13 protein-coding genes and 1 tRNA gene are annotated in these 14,569 nt (G+C 33.4%); 5 read left to right on the forward strand and 9 right to left on the reverse strand.

The genetic code is table 11. The features are described 5' to 3' along the window. Window positions 1–3 precede the first annotated feature (3 nt). The 4 genes from ACYU7A_RS12010 to ACYU7A_RS12025 all read right to left on the reverse strand — a co-directional run bounded on the left by ACYU7A_RS12010 (window position 4) and on the right by ACYU7A_RS12025 (window position 7,524). Entirely contained in the window at window positions 4–1,389 is a 1,386-nt protein-coding gene (locus ACYU7A_RS12010; RefSeq protein WP_460576861.1) for a hypothetical protein, read from the reverse strand. A 16-nt stretch (window positions 1,390–1,405) separates the two neighbouring features. After that, complete coding sequence (locus ACYU7A_RS12015) at window positions 1,406–3,205, reverse strand: phospholipase D-like domain-containing protein (RefSeq protein ID WP_460576863.1); 1,800 nt, start codon at window positions 3,203–3,205, stop codon at window positions 1,406–1,408. Between the two features lie 104 nt (window positions 3,206–3,309). Then, window positions 3,310–3,717: a low affinity iron permease family protein gene (locus ACYU7A_RS12020; protein WP_460576865.1), complete on the reverse strand. Its 408-nt coding sequence runs from the start codon at window positions 3,715–3,717 to the stop codon at window positions 3,310–3,312. Window positions 3,718–4,218: 501 nt separating this feature from the next. Further along, window positions 4,219–7,524, reverse strand: coding sequence for a T9SS type B sorting domain-containing protein (locus ACYU7A_RS12025; RefSeq protein ID WP_460576867.1), 3,306 nt, complete (start codon window positions 7,522–7,524; stop codon window positions 4,219–4,221). A 915-nt stretch (window positions 7,525–8,439) separates the two neighbouring features. Here ACYU7A_RS12025 and ACYU7A_RS12030 point away from each other — a divergent pair. After that, window positions 8,440–9,123, forward strand: coding sequence for a hypothetical protein (locus tag ACYU7A_RS12030; protein WP_460576869.1), 684 nt, complete (start codon window positions 8,440–8,442; stop codon window positions 9,121–9,123). 117 nt (window positions 9,124–9,240) lie between these two features. Continuing rightward, window positions 9,241–9,513: a SpvB/TcaC N-terminal domain-containing protein gene (locus ACYU7A_RS12035; RefSeq protein ID WP_460576871.1), complete on the forward strand. Its 273-nt coding sequence runs from the start codon at window positions 9,241–9,243 to the stop codon at window positions 9,511–9,513. A 199-nt stretch (window positions 9,514–9,712) separates the two neighbouring features. Here ACYU7A_RS12035 and ACYU7A_RS12040 read toward each other — a convergent pair. Next, window positions 9,713–9,786 (reverse strand) — tRNA-Arg (locus tag ACYU7A_RS12040). A 70-nt stretch (window positions 9,787–9,856) separates the two neighbouring features. On the opposite strand from ACYU7A_RS12040, the gene ACYU7A_RS12045 reads away from it, so the two are divergent. Then, window positions 9,857–10,369, forward strand: coding sequence for an adenine phosphoribosyltransferase (locus ACYU7A_RS12045; RefSeq protein WP_460576872.1), 513 nt, complete (start codon window positions 9,857–9,859; stop codon window positions 10,367–10,369). On the opposite strand, the gene ACYU7A_RS12050 is transcribed toward ACYU7A_RS12045, so the two are convergent. The 4 genes from ACYU7A_RS12050 to ACYU7A_RS12065 all read right to left on the reverse strand — a co-directional run bounded on the left by ACYU7A_RS12050 (window position 10,366) and on the right by ACYU7A_RS12065 (window position 12,573). After that, window positions 10,366–10,506, reverse strand: coding sequence for an SsrA-binding protein (locus tag ACYU7A_RS12050; RefSeq protein ID WP_298306146.1), 141 nt, complete (start codon window positions 10,504–10,506; stop codon window positions 10,366–10,368). The genes ACYU7A_RS12045 and ACYU7A_RS12050 overlap by 4 nt on opposite strands. A gap of 108 nt (window positions 10,507–10,614) precedes the next feature. After that, on the reverse strand, window positions 10,615–11,121 hold the full coding sequence (locus tag ACYU7A_RS12055) for a hypothetical protein (RefSeq protein WP_460576874.1): 507 nt from the start codon (window positions 11,119–11,121) through the stop codon (window positions 10,615–10,617). A gap of 68 nt (window positions 11,122–11,189) precedes the next feature. Then, the gene (locus ACYU7A_RS12060) at window positions 11,190–11,570 is read right to left on the reverse strand and encodes a DoxX family membrane protein (protein WP_460576875.1); all 381 of its coding nucleotides are present in this window, start codon (window positions 11,568–11,570) and stop codon (window positions 11,190–11,192) included. Window positions 11,571–11,670: 100 nt separating this feature from the next. Further along, window positions 11,671–12,573, reverse strand: coding sequence for a DUF4349 domain-containing protein (locus ACYU7A_RS12065; RefSeq protein ID WP_460576877.1), 903 nt, complete (start codon window positions 12,571–12,573; stop codon window positions 11,671–11,673). A gap of 202 nt (window positions 12,574–12,775) precedes the next feature. Here ACYU7A_RS12065 and ACYU7A_RS12070 point away from each other — a divergent pair, with 202 nt between their 5' ends. Together ACYU7A_RS12070 and ACYU7A_RS12075 are read left to right on the forward strand one after the other, a co-directional pair. Next, the gene (locus ACYU7A_RS12070; protein WP_460576879.1) at window positions 12,776–14,065 is read left to right on the forward strand and encodes an anthranilate synthase component I family protein; all 1,290 of its coding nucleotides are present in this window, start codon (window positions 12,776–12,778) and stop codon (window positions 14,063–14,065) included. Window positions 14,066–14,112: 47 nt separating this feature from the next. Continuing rightward, a complete protein-coding gene (locus ACYU7A_RS12075) occupies window positions 14,113–14,502 on the forward strand; it encodes a hypothetical protein (RefSeq protein ID WP_344817085.1) in 390 nt (129 codons plus the stop codon). Window positions 14,503–14,569 lie beyond the last annotated feature (67 nt).

The following is a 14,569-nucleotide window of genomic DNA, read 5'->3' on the forward strand; positions in this document are numbered from 1 at the left end:
TTATTAATTATAAGGTTTAAAACTGATTGGTAAAGTGAATCTTAGTCCTATGTTGTTTCTTTCAAACAAATCATAAGTCGAATCTTTAGAATTAAAAACATTTACTATGTTGTAATATATCTCTGCATTTATAACCGATTTTTCTTTAATCTTGTTTGTGAAAGGGAAAATGATACCACCACCAAAATTGTAAACTGGTTTGGCACGGTCAGTATATTTGCTATTAGGAAACAAATGAAATCCAATCTCACTTTTCTCAAAAGGGAAATGATAAAAATGAGTATCAAGAGTGATTTGTTTCACATCGGTTCTATAATTTCCTTGGTAAGCAAAATATTTTTTAGAAACCTCTCTAGTTTGATTAGTTGTTGTTCCAAAAGTGTTAGTTTCAGTAACTTCAATTTTATCCAAAAAATTAATATTACTATTCAATCCCAAATTTAAACTAGAAGTTAAATAGGTCGCTTTAGTAGCACTTTTAACATTGATATAAGAAAATTGCGACTTAAACTCATGACTTAAATAGCTTTCTTTACTAACTTGTTTGTTATATACTTCCATAGGATTTAATAATCGGAACTCATCATTTCTAATTTTGTAAGAGAAAGTTAGCCATGAGAAACGAAATCCTTCAAGTTTTAATTTTGATATATCATTTTCTTGAAGACTTAAAGCTTTCTTATTTCCTGCTTTTAATTGCTCTTTTAATCCATCATAATCTTTGATAGTTTGTTTATTAGATTCAATATCAATTATGTTTTGAGCTATTGTGAAATTATTATTCTGAATTTTTGCATTGATAATTTCTGATTGATTAGGTGTATTGAATTCTTTTAATTTTATTTCCAATTCGCTATTTTCTTTTTGCAATTTTTCATTACTAAGAAGCTTTGTTTCATTTGCTATAATGAGTGCGTTTTTATCAAATGAAGCCTCAATTTTAGCAATATCTTTTTGATATTCTTTTTCAATTTGAGCTTCTTTTTCTTTCATTTTATCAAACTCAGCTTTTGAGTAAATAATACTTTTTTTGACTTTGTTATAGATAAAATGATATTGAATTTCAGCACTTAAATTAGTGTTCAATTTTGAATTATTAAATACAGAATAAATTCCGTCGGTAATTCCACCAGTCATTTTAACTCCAAGTATATTTCCACTTTTGAAGTTCCAAGTTGGACTAAAAGTCACCTCCGATTTTTCAACATCAAATCCGGCATAACTGACAATATTACTTGAAGATTGACCTGTTGCCAATTTTGAAAAATTTGTCAAAATAAGTTTATCAAATTGTTTTTCAGAAATCAAATCTTTTTCCATTACTTCCTTTTTTTGACCAAAGGTGTATAGGCATGATATTATGCAACCTATTAAAATTACTTTTTTCATATTTAGTGTTTATTGGTTATTTAATATAGAGTTTTCGTTGTTTGTTTTTCAAATCTTTGCTGTTAAACCAAGCTTTGTACCATCGATTGCTGGCAACCGCTAAATCGTCAAGATGCATAGTTTCGTCCGCTTTTATCTCATTGTTTCTCCAATGAAAATGGTCTACCAGTCTTAGGGCTTCAATAGCAAAAGCAGTGACTATATCTTTGTCGTGAATTTCAAGAAGGTTATCACCATTTTTTTGCTCAGGATTAAAAGCCAGGTTACTGCTACCGCAATAAACTACAGGATCATCACCTTTAAAATTGACTACTATAAACTTGTGATGAATAGCATAACCACTGATTCCGGCAACAGCTCCAAAAGGTTTAGGTAGCACATTAGAAATTCCTTTGGCAGCCACTTTGATTCCTCTTGAATTGTTAGGTTTGTATAAGAAAACTTCATAGTCTTCGGCTGTTTTACTTATAGTGTCTGTTATTCCGTAGGTATAAATGTTGTTGTTTTTTAGTTGTGTTCTAACAGCGGTTAAGATGCTGCTTTCACTGGTGTCTTTCATAATAGCAAATAAAACGTCTGTGTTTCCAGTTTTGGTGATTCTAGAACTAATTCTATCAAAAATGCGTTGGGCATCAACTTTTTCGTGTGGTGCAAAAGTGATGGTCATTTTGGGCATTCCAGTTTCATTGAATTCATAATCTAAAACGGTTGGTTCTTTTCCTTGTAAAGTTTTTATTTTGGTTACAGAAAAAGAGTTTTCAAACAGATTGTTGTAGCGTTCAGCAATGTTTTTATTATCAAAAATCAAAACATGATTGGAATTGATGTACAAGCCATTAGTAGAAAAATTTGTAGAACCAGTAAGTACCTTTACAGCTTCGTTATTGGAATTGAGCATGATAAAAACTTTGCAATGAGCAAGTCCGTTATATTTTCCTCTTACCAGTTGTGAATTGCCAGTTGCTTGAGCATGAAATAGTGCTTCAAATTTGTTTTCATAAGAATCGTGTTCGCCATGTTCGCCTGCATTATCAAGAATAATTTTTAATCGACCTTGACTTGCTAATAGCAAAAACCTTTTTACTATCTCTGGTTCGTTCAAATCGTAAGCCAAGACTTTCAGAGTTTTACTGGCGTCATTTTTAACTTCGTCAAGAAAATCTAATATGCGTTCTCTGGCTTGCCAACCCAACCATTTATGTTGTTCTTCAAAGGTATAGTCGACGCTTTCATATTTTCGCTTGGTGTCATTCCAGCGTTGGGCAACATCTGCTTTTTGAGTGATGTCAAATTGCAAATCGGTTTTATTGGGACGTACTTTATTGTTTTCCACATTAAAGCGTTTGGCATAAGCTACAGACGAAACAAAGCCACGAGTAAAACCTATTTGAGTTTTCTTTAAATCAAACGGAGTGACATTTATTTCAATGCTCACTGTAAGGGAAGTATCAATTGGTAACAATACGCCATTTACCAAATAACGAGGCGTGATTTCGTAGTTGTAATCACCAAAAACAGCATTTTGAGTGTTTACATTGGTATTGGGAACATGGACCCAATTGAATTTTTGAATAGGAGAATGGAGTGTAGAATTCTTTTCATCAAAAGGAGTATTTGATGCTGTTCTAATAGCATCTGGAAATGTAATTCGGTTATAGATATAATACTTTTCGGTACTACCTTTTATTCCATATCTAATAGTAAAACCTGCTAAATTATTTCTTAGCGATGTTTTAAGGTCAAATGCTAAAAGTGTCATAGCATCACCTTTGTAAGCGCGAACACTTACTCCATTGTTTTGATTGAATACTTCCATAAATTGCTTATTAATTAGTTCAAAATTAATGCAATTTAACAAAAATAAACTCCCTACAAATAGGTATTTTTACTTGATTATGAAATAGTTGAAATAAAATGAGCTTATTTGTCCTTCTCTAGATTTTTCAATATCTGTTCTTCCAACTCTTCAAGTTCTTCCTCGATATATTCTTTAACCAATTCGGTGATTTCGCTTTCTGTTTTGGTGTGAGTATTCATTACAGAATTGTTGGCATCTTGATGAGAGGAAACCAGTTCGTTCAATTTTAAATTAATCAATGCCGAATAACGATTGAATGATTTTTGAATTAGAAACAAACTCAAAAAAGTAGTCCCAAAAATAAAATCGCCAATATTTTGATGCGAATCGTTGGAAGTGAACAAATTGGTTGCCCACCAATAAAGCACCAAGCACAGCGCCAATGAAAAAGTAATGCTACTTCCTAATATTTTTGTGGCTAAAGCGGTAACACTTTCAAATCCTCTTTCAATCTTCAGCGTAATTTTCATAAGAACGGTTTTTATAGTAAAGTGCAAAGATGGTCATAATGCCATCAACTTTAGGAATAATAAGCACTTATCTAACTATTCAGTATAAAAAGAAATCCGTGACCATCAGTAGCATCCGTTTCATCCGCGTTCCAACTTCACCGCAAATTCGCAAATTTTCTTTGTTTATAATGAAGATTTTTAGTTTTAAAACAATAACTCTGTGAAAAACTCCGTGTAACTCTGTGTTACAAAAACTCAGTTATTAGCCACTGATTCACAGATTATTCTATGAAATCTATTCTAAGCGAAGCGACTTTATGTTCAAAGATAATCTATGTTTCTATGTGGTTTAAAAAAACATTGTATAACTCCGTGCCATACTTCGTGTAACTCTGTGCTCCAAATAAAAGCCACCTCGACCTTCGGCCACTCCTCCAGAGGAGGAGAAATCTAAAAAAGAAACTCTGTGTAACTCCGTGCCATACTTCGTGCAACTCTGCGCTCCAAAAGAGCAAAAGATTATCGCTTCATACTAAAATGCCCTTTATGCGTTCTACCATCGGCACGGTAGGCAACAAACCAATAATCGTCAGAAACCAGTAGATTTCCGTTGTAAGTGCCATCCCAACCAGCACTCTTTGAAGTGAAAGCCGTAACGGTTTTACCATATCTATCAAAAATCTCTACTCTAAATTCAGGTTCGTTTTCAGCGTCTTTAATTCTCCAGTAATCGTTATAGCCATCACCATTGGGTGTGAAATATTTGGTGTAGTAAAGCAACCAAATGGTTTTAAGGGTAATGCCGCAACCAGCTTTGTCTTTTACATAAATGGTATACAATCCTGGTGCTAAATTGTTAAAGTAGTTTTCGTCTTGAAACGTAGTGCCATCTAAAGAGTACTCATAAGAACCATTGCCAGAAGTTATCACAGTAATACTATTTTCATTCGAAGTCCAATCGGAGGTTTCAAAACCTTCTATAACTGGTGGTCCCGAATTAATTACAGTGATGTCTTTAGTGTTGGTACAGGTTTGTCCGTTGTAAGTATTTGTTGCTGTAACCGTTAGGTTGGTTACACCAATAGCCGTAATACTTACCGATGGAGTAGTAGCACCATTCGACCAAAGGTAAGTGGTTGTTGGTAAATTATTGAGCGATGCATCAACGACCGTAGGATTTGTTGAGCAATTTAAATAGCTGGAATTAAGATTCAAACTAGGAGTTTGTCCAACAATTAAATTAAAACTTCTTAATTCATAACAATTAGGAAGCGAATTAAGTACGATTCTAGTATGAATAAGTTGCGGATTACTTACCGGATTGAAATTAACCAAGTTAGTAATAGCGTTAGTTCCATTTTGTGCATCAGCCAATGTAGTGTGATAAGTTATGGTATAATCACTAGCTGGTTGCGTACCCAAAATAACAGCAGTTTGTTGCGTTAAATCAAAAGTTTCGTTGTTGGTAATAACCGTTTTACATTCCAATACATCACTTGGAGTTGTTATCAAAATGATGGAACCAAGTGTACTAACATCAAACAATCGGTTGACAATATTGCCGCAAATATCTTCTATTTGAAAAAGATAAATGGCAGGCGCTAAATTGAAAAAAGTATTGGAAGTACCATTGTCAAAAAAGAAAGGCAATCCGTCTTTTTGTACCAAAGTATAGCGCAAAGGAGTTGTTCCGTTGGCTTCAACAAAAACATCTAACGCTCCACTAGTAGAACAAGGCAATCTATAGGCATCTATAAATTCTAAAGACTCATTATAACTTAATGTAGGAGCTAATATTTCAATACAATTTTTATCAGCGCTACTTACAACAGCTTTATTCCAATCGCTACCATTATTGTAAGATAAAAAGGCACGAACAATACGGAAAGTACCATTAAAACTGAAATTAAAATTGGTGGTATTATTGGCTAAGGAAATGGAATTAGTTTCGTTGGGTACAGTTCCATCAGTATAAAGGGCATTGGTGCTAGGATTACCCCAAGTATTAGTAACCGGATTAATTAATTTTTGCAACCAATAGGTTTGACCTGCTGTTCCGTTACTTACAAAGTTTAAGGCAATATTGAAAGAACCGCAATTAGGAATCAATGAAAAATTGGAAGCCGTAATGCTATAACCTTGTACACTTACGGTAATGGTATTAGTGAAATTACATTCGTCAGTTCCAGTAAAAGTGTAACTTCCAGCCGGTAGATTATTCATATAAAGAACACCATCAGAAGCAATGTTGGAAGACACATTAAAAGGTAAACTAAACCCAAAAGAAGCAGGAGCAGCTGTAATACTAATTGAAGTTAATTTTGAATTCAAACTTTCAATTTTAACAGCACTTGTAGTCAAACCACAACCATTTCTTATGGCACTAGCTAAACCTTGATCTACATAAGCAGGAACAACAGTTGAAATAGGAGGTATAATATCATTACAAGTATTGGTCAACTCAAAAGTATAATTCCCTAGAGGAACCGGATTTAGGGTAATAGCACCATTAGCATCAATCAAAGAAGTGATGTTATGAGGTAAAGGAAACGGATAGTCCGAAGGTGCTACCGTAACTAAGCCACTGGTGATGATATAGCCAGGTATAGCGATGTTTATGTTTCCTGTTGTTGTCAAACAGCCATTGTGAGTTCCTGTTGCTGTTGGAAGAGGAGGTCGGTCTATTATCGAAAAAGAGACATTTTGAATAGTACCACAGGCATCTGTAATGGTGGCATCATAATTCCCAATAGGTGTAGGCAACGAATCATTTCCAAAAGAAACACTATTTTGATTGTAAGGACCAGGATAGGCGTTGTTGAAAAGCGCAGGATTAAATCCAGCAGGAAATGAATTAAAATTTATGTTATATGGAGGAACAAAATTCGATAGCGTAAACGTAAAAAAGTTTTCGTTACAATCGAGTGTGGTAATGGTATTGGTTAAATTTATTCCGTTGTTTACAATAAAATTTGAAGAATAAGTTGTTCCACAAGCATCCAGAATAGCAAGCGAATAACTAAAATTCTGATTGATGTAATTGGTCATGGTTTGCACCAAATTTTGTGATGTGGCATTCCCTGAATTCAACGTACTGTTCAAAACAATAGGTGTAGCTCCAGCAGGTGGAAAAATGGTGTAAGTAATGTTTAATGGATAGCCAATAACAGTCCCAGTAGCAGCGGTCAAGGTATTGGTAACCGAAACTAAGTTGCAATTAACTGGTGAAGTTTGAGCCGTTTGAGGTTGTCCAATGGTAAGGCCGGTAGTATTTTGAACCACCGTAAAAGTCGTTACAACGCCTATTCCACAATTATCAAAAACTCTAATTTTATAAACGCCAACAGGCAAACCTGAAAAAGTATTAGAACTTTGTAGCGGAAAAAGCAAAGGACCATTAAAGATTTCATAAGAAACAGGAAATCCAGTAAGGGTATTAACCGAGATAGTACTTGTATTAGAACAAGCCTGATTTAAACTTTGAACCGAAAAAGTTAAAGGCACAACCGAGTTTACTATGGTTGCATCTTGTTGTTGCTCGGTAGTAGTGGCACCATCTGTTTCTCTTGCAATTACTCTATAGTCTCCTGCAACCAATCCGTTAAGTGTTGCAGCAGTTGTTGTTGCAAAAGGAGTAGTGGTATTGGGTAATTTATAGATGATGTACTGAATACTTCCTCCAGCAATAGTATTGGTTGCATTAAATAGCAAACTACCATTTCCAGCACAAGTTTCGTTAGCAGTTGTAACAGAAAGGTTGAATCCAAAACCATCAAATTGGTTCAGAAGAATGATAAGATGAAGTATGTAAAGGTACCTTTTCATAATAAATATTATTAACAAATCTACTAAATGTATTTTAATAAAACACGATAATTGGTAACATTTTAACGATAAAATGGTAATTTTGTTGTTTTTTGTATGTATTAGATTACATTTATTTTGCATTTAGAAAGGAGTTAGTTTTTTCAATCTGCGATTGAAAAGCTTTTTTATTCTGAATTAACTTCGTTATTCCAGAATGGGTTCTTTAGTTAGAATAGGGATATTTGTTTCAATCTGCGATTGAAAAGCTTTTTTATTCTGAATTAACTTCGTTATTCCAGAATGGGTGCTGTAGTTGAATGGGAAGGTTTTTCAATCTGCATTTTTTCTGGATTTTGCTTCGCAAGTTTCGATAGCGCGGAACTGCATTCCGTACCCACAAAGAAAATAAACAAAAAAGGCACAACAATAAAAGTTGTAGTTTTTTTATATATTTGTTATTCAACTTTACGCCAATGTCAACAAAATACAAAGCCACAACAACAGAAGAATGCTATTTTATCACAATCACAACTGTTGGTTGGATAGAGTTTTACTAGATTAAACCCGAACGCTAGGATGTGTTCTATGTTCGATAGCGCGGATGATTAATATAGCGCAAAGTCAGGAGACGTTTGCGCAGCCTTTCCATAGGACGTCAATTTAATTGTTGCAGAGCTGGAGTTACGAAGTTCGCAAATGCGTGAAGCGGCCAAGCGTTGTTTGCAACCTTACCAAAATTACTCATAAAAAATACCGTTAAACAACGGATACAAAAAGGGTGTTTTAACGGTAATACACTACAGAAATTAAACATATTTTTGAACAATATATAAACTAAGAGTAACAATAATCGTTTACAATTGATATTACAAAGTTAACTGGAGCAACCTGAAAAGCCAAACCAAGAGTAGGGAAAAACTAAAACTATAAATTATGAAAAACAAATTTAAAATTTTAATTGCTGCAATACTATTTGTACAAATACAACTTTATTCGCAAGAAAAGACCAAAGTAACATTTGGAGGTAATGCGGCATACCATATTGGAACTAGTTCTCAAAAAGAAAGCACTAGCCCATTTCTATTTTTTAAAAATGGACAATCGGCAGGACTCGACTTTACCTTGGTTCCAAAAACAGGAACAACAAGATACAAACTTGCAGTAGATTATATTATGGGAACCAATGACGAAAACGCAGTAAATATTTATGCTAAAGAGCATAACATAGAATATTCAAGCTATAAATTTACCAAATCAAATCTAAGTGGATTTAGTATAATGGCAAGCCCACAGTTTATGCTTTTTCCAAAGTCACAAAATAAAAAATTGCCTTTAATGTGGTTAGATTTAAAGGCAGGAGCTTTATTTAGCAATCAACAAAATGTACAGTTTTTTTTAGGACAAACTACTCCAAGTGCAGAAATAAAAAGCAATGCTATGAGTTTTGTTTATAATCCTACTTTAGTGGTTAATGTTATAAATACGAAAAAGCTTTTTGTAAATCTTAAAGCTGGCTATTCCAATTTTGGTGGATTTGGATTTGGCATAAATATTACTGAACAAGATTGCCGTGGTATGCCTTGTTATAGATGTGGGAATCCTGGATGTAACAATTAAACTTTGACTGTGTCGTATTTCAAGTACAAATAAAATTATATTAATAAAGATAGTAAAGCAAACCCTTAAAAAGACAACAAATAGCACAATTATGTAATACTTAGAAACCAAATCATAATGCAAAAGAAAGATAATTCCGAAAATGGCTCCCAAACCTTCAAAACCGATGGTGGCAAAACAAAATCCAATGCGATTGAAGTGCCTTCTTTTGCTTTGCCCAAAGGCGGTGGTGCTATAAAAGGCATTGATGAAAAATTTCCAGTGAATGCAGTGAATGGTTCTGCTTCTTTTTCTATTCCATTACCTGTTTCTCCTGCAAGAGGAACTTCGCCTGCTCTAAATTTGTCTTACAATTCGGGTGTGGAAATGGTATATTTAGTTGAATGGTAAGGTTTTTCAATCTGTATTTTTTCTGGATTTTGCTTCGCAAGTTCCAGAATGAGCTCCGTAGTGGAAATGAAAAGCTTTTTTTTAATCTGCGATTGAAAAACTTTTTTTGTATCCCATTTTTAATTCTTTGAGTAAGCTCAAAATTAAAAATGGGATACAAAAAAAGCCCTGACTATCGTCAGAGCTTTTCATTCTTAAGTGACCTCGACTGGATTCAAACCAGTAACCTTCTGAGCCGTAATCAGATGCGCTATTCAGTTGCGCCACGAGGCCTTTTTTGTGGGTGCAAATATAAGTATATTTGTGTAACTTGCAAACCAAATTTACTATAATATTAAAAAATATGCCACTTAAAAAGTACATCCGTGATATTCAGGATTTTCCAAAACCTGGAATTGGTTTCAAAGACATTACACCTTTGCTTAGTAACCCTGTTGCAAGACAAGAAACGCTTGAATTACTTCTTTCAACCCTAAAAGACAAGCAAATTAATAAAGTAATTGGAGTAGAAAGCAGAGGTTTCTTCTTCGGAATCTTATTAGCCGAAGCTTTAAATGCAGGCTTCATTCCTGTACGAAAACCAAAGAAATTACCTTACGAAACTATCTCAGCTACTTACGATTTAGAATATGGCACCGATACTTTAGAAATACACATAGATGCAATTGAAAAAGGCGATAGAGTGCTTATTCATGATGATGTGCTAGCCACAGGAGGAACTGCAAAAGCGGTTTGCGAACTGGTAGAACGCTTAGGTGGAGAAATAGTGCAATGCAATTTTCTAATGGAGTTAACTTTCCTTCACGGAAGAGATAAATTGGGAGACAATGAAATTTTTGCTGCGATGACTTATTAGTCAATAGCACGACAAGTTACATAGTAACGGTAAGCGATAAGCGCCATTTGCCATTTTTTAGCTTTAGCCAAATCCAATTGCTGTTTGGTAAAACTTGGCAGTAAAAGTTTGTTTATTTTAGCTAAGACTTTGTACATCACTTTTTTTTGCAAAGATAGTTTTTTAGTTTTATTTAGTTTGGAATAATAAAAAATGAGCCCGAAATAGTATCGAGCTCATTGGTTGTTAATTTATTAAAACGGATTTTATAAGCAGTTTTGCTCTTTTATTTTATCTATTAATGAATTGAAATAATTTTCATCTGCAGTATCTCTAAAACACATTATCTGATAAATCTTTTCACCATCATTTATAACAATTACCTGCATGTAAATATTTTCAATTTTAATATGAAGTCTCAAATCAATTATACAAGCATTAGTATTCTCGTATTTTTGATTAAGTAGGACTTTTGAATTGTTTTTCCAAGTTGTTATATAATCATTAGTCACCAATTCAGCTAATTTTACAAGTGACTTGCCTTTTTTATTTTTTGGAATTTCAAAGTATAAAATCCCAGTTTCATTGAGCTCATTAGAACTTAGAGCAATTTCTTCCACATTACCAATTCCATTTATTGTTCTTTCACCTTTTTCAGTGGAAGAATTTTTAAAACAATCAATTAAATAACTATAGTTTTTACTCTTCTGACCAAATGAAAAATTTGACGTAAGAAGAGTAGTTATAGTAAGAAAGGTTATAAAATATCTCATTTGCTAGGTTTTGGTAAAATTGCTACTATACTTTAAATAAAGTCTTCAAATTCAGAGACATTTTATTCTTATTTCCACTCAAATAAATGTTTGTAGCTGTTCCAGTTTGCGTAAATCAAGAAAACGTTTGCCAATAAAATAGCTGTTGCCATTGGTAAGTCTGATTTGGTAACTACCGCATGAATAAGAAAAATATTGATGCTAATAGGAAGTAGGACAATAATCCCAATACGTAGAAATTTTCCTGAAATTATAGTCAATCCTGCCAACAGTTCAATTGTTTTTGCAACAGGGAAAATGTACTTAGAAGCCATAAAACCTGCCATTAGTGTAGCCATATCACCAGTAGGTTGAGGCTGTGCCGGTCCGAGATTAAAGAAATAGGAAATGGAAGCAAACAACATCATGCCACCAAGTAGTAATCTCACAATAATAATTGCAATTCTCATAGTTTTAAAATTTATTGGTTAGTTTCTCAAAGATAATAAATTTTAATTCAAATAGAAAAACCACTACTAAGAGTGGTTCTGTATGACTATAATTCCAAATTTACTTTTTCAAATATTTTTTATAACCCAGATATCCTAAGAAGGCCATAAGGGCAAAAGGCCAAAGCACAACTACAAAAGAAATAATGCTTTCTAAAATAAACCAACCAGTTTTTAAACCATCCCAAATCTGAAGTCCAATATTCGGACGATAGGCGTTGGTGCTTTTTTCATTGGCAACCATTTCTTGTTTGACGGTTTGATCTTGATAGATTTGCAGTGTTAGTGTGCTAAAGTTCACTTGGTCTTGCAAGGATAAGTTTTCTATTGTTTTAGCATCATTTTGTTCTTTTTTGGTGTCAAGATTTTCTTCGGCATCAATAACCTGATTTAGTTTTTTGCCTTTCTCATCAATAGCAGTTGCAATTCTCTTTTCGGTAACAGTACTTCTTTTTTGAGCCATTTTATTAGACAACATTTGAAGTGTAACATCGTCGGCTTTAATAACGCGAAAGTTTAGAAAATCAATTTGCTTAGCTATACTTTTTACAACGGTATCCAATTGGGTGTTAGGAACTCTAATGGTTATATTGTTGTCAACAGTATATTTTGTGGTAACAAGCGTACTATCGGGACTTACTTTGGTTTTGTCTTCCTCATTTATATGGCTTTGAAGGTTGGTGTAGGTTACAAATCCACCAAATTTGGTAGTGGCATCTTCAATAATTGTAGTTGATTTGGCAACGTTTTTGACTTTGAATTTGATGTCGGCGGTTCTAACAAATTTTCGATTATTGTTCTTGGGCTCAACAGCAGCTGAAGAAGAAATTACACTTGTTGAATCAGCAGAAGCACTTGGTTGGTCGTAAGCCGCTTCGGTTGCGTTTTCATTTTCTGCTTGTTTGCAAGCAACGACAGTGCCCATAAGTAACACTGCCCATACGAATTTGGTGGTTTTGTTCATAGAAATTAAAATTAAAGTTATTATTTAGATAATTGTATTTAACTAGTAAGATATAAGTAGTTTTATTATCAATAATAATTTAATTTTAAGTGAAGTAATTGTGCCTATTTTCAGCAGTCTAAAAATCGTGCCAAAAAAAATGAAATTATAATTTTAGCTCAAAATATTTTTTGTTGTAATTTTGAAAAAATAAAAATTCCCTTTGAGAACAATCCAATCTAGAACTATTGAAAACCCTAAATTATTCAAGCAACAGCTTTTGTTGTGGTCCAATCAATTTAGAGAAGTGGTTTTTTTAGATTCCAATGAGTACCATCAACACTATTCCAATTATGATTGTGTAGTTGCCGTTGATGCTTTTACCTCAATAAAAACCGATTTTGATAAGTCATTTGAAGACTTACATCAATATCAAAGTCAGTCAAACGATTGGTTGTTTGGTTATTTATCTTACGATTTAAAAAACGATATTGAAGATTTACATTCCAACAATTATGATGGTTTGCACTTTCCTGATTTGTTTTTCTTTCAACCCAAAAAGTTGTTTTTATTGAAAGGAAATCAACTAGAACTGCACTATTTGTATTTGTGTGATGATGAAATGACTTCGGATATTGAAGAAATCAACCAGTGTTCCGTTTTTAGTACACAACATTCGGAAGTAGTAATTCAACAACGCATTTCTAAAGAAGATTATCTTTCTAAAGTGAGCAAAATGTTGCATCATATCCATCGTGGCGATATTTATGAAGCTAATTTTTGTATGGAATTTTATGCTGAAAATGCGATAATAAATCCTCTAGCTATTTATCAAAAGTTGAATGCCATTTCGGAGCCACCATTTGCCGTCTATTTTAAAAACAACACCGATTATTTAATGTGTGCTTCTCCAGAGCGTTATTTGAAAAGAGAAGGTAATAAAGTGATTTCACAACCCATCAAAGGAACAGCAAGACGAAGTTTTGATTTAGAACAAGATGCGCTTCTAAAGAAAGAGCTTTCAAATAACGAGAAAGAACGCTCAGAAAACATCATGATTGTTGATTTGGTTCGTAATGATTTGTCTAAAACAGCTACCAGAGGTTCAGTTCAAGTAGAAGAGTTGTGTGGCATTTACACTTTCAAACAAGTGCATCAGATGATTTCAACTATTGTTTCAGAAGTTGAAGGCACTACATCGTCAACAGCTTTGTTGCAAACTACTTTTCCAATGGGAAGTATGACTGGAGCTCCAAAGATTTCGGCGATGAACATCATTGAAGATTTAGAAGAAACCAAGCGAGGTTTGTACAGTGGTGCAATAGGTTATTTTACTCCCAATGGTGACTTTGATTTTAACGTAGTTATAAGAAGCATTTTGTACAATGAAAAATTGCACTACGTTTCATTTTCTGTAGGAAGTGCCATAACTTCAAAGTCAGTACCAGAGCAGGAATATGATGAATGTTTGTTAAAAGCCAAAGCAATGTTAGATACCTTACAAAATAATTAATTTTTTATGTTTAACTTAGCGCAATCTTACAATTTAAAAAAGGTATTATGAAGAATTTCAAGAAACTAATAGTGTTGGCAGTATTACTGTTTACTACTTCATTTTTTGCTCAAACCTCTCCTAAATATTATGTGGTTTTGGTTAAAGCAAAATGGTGTTCTACTTGTATTAAAAACGAAGATAGAGTAGTTAGCGAACTCCTATCAAAAGTGGATAGCAATAGTATGACAGTTTTAACAAACGATATAACTAATAAAGAAACCAAAGCCGCTTCTGCAGAAATTTTGAAAGCCAATGGCTTGGAATTTGTAAAGTTGCGTTCTTCAGGAATTCTATTTTTTGTTGATGCAAGAACTAAAAAAATCGTAGAATCAATTCCGATTTCAAAAACTACTGAAGAACTTACTAAAACCCTTGAACGAGTAGCTTCTCTATAAATATAAATAAAAGTTTGATGAGTTCTTTTCGTCAAACTTTTATTATTACTACTTTAGCGTTTTGATA

The sequence above is a fragment of the Flavobacterium koreense genome, assembly GCF_054776075.1.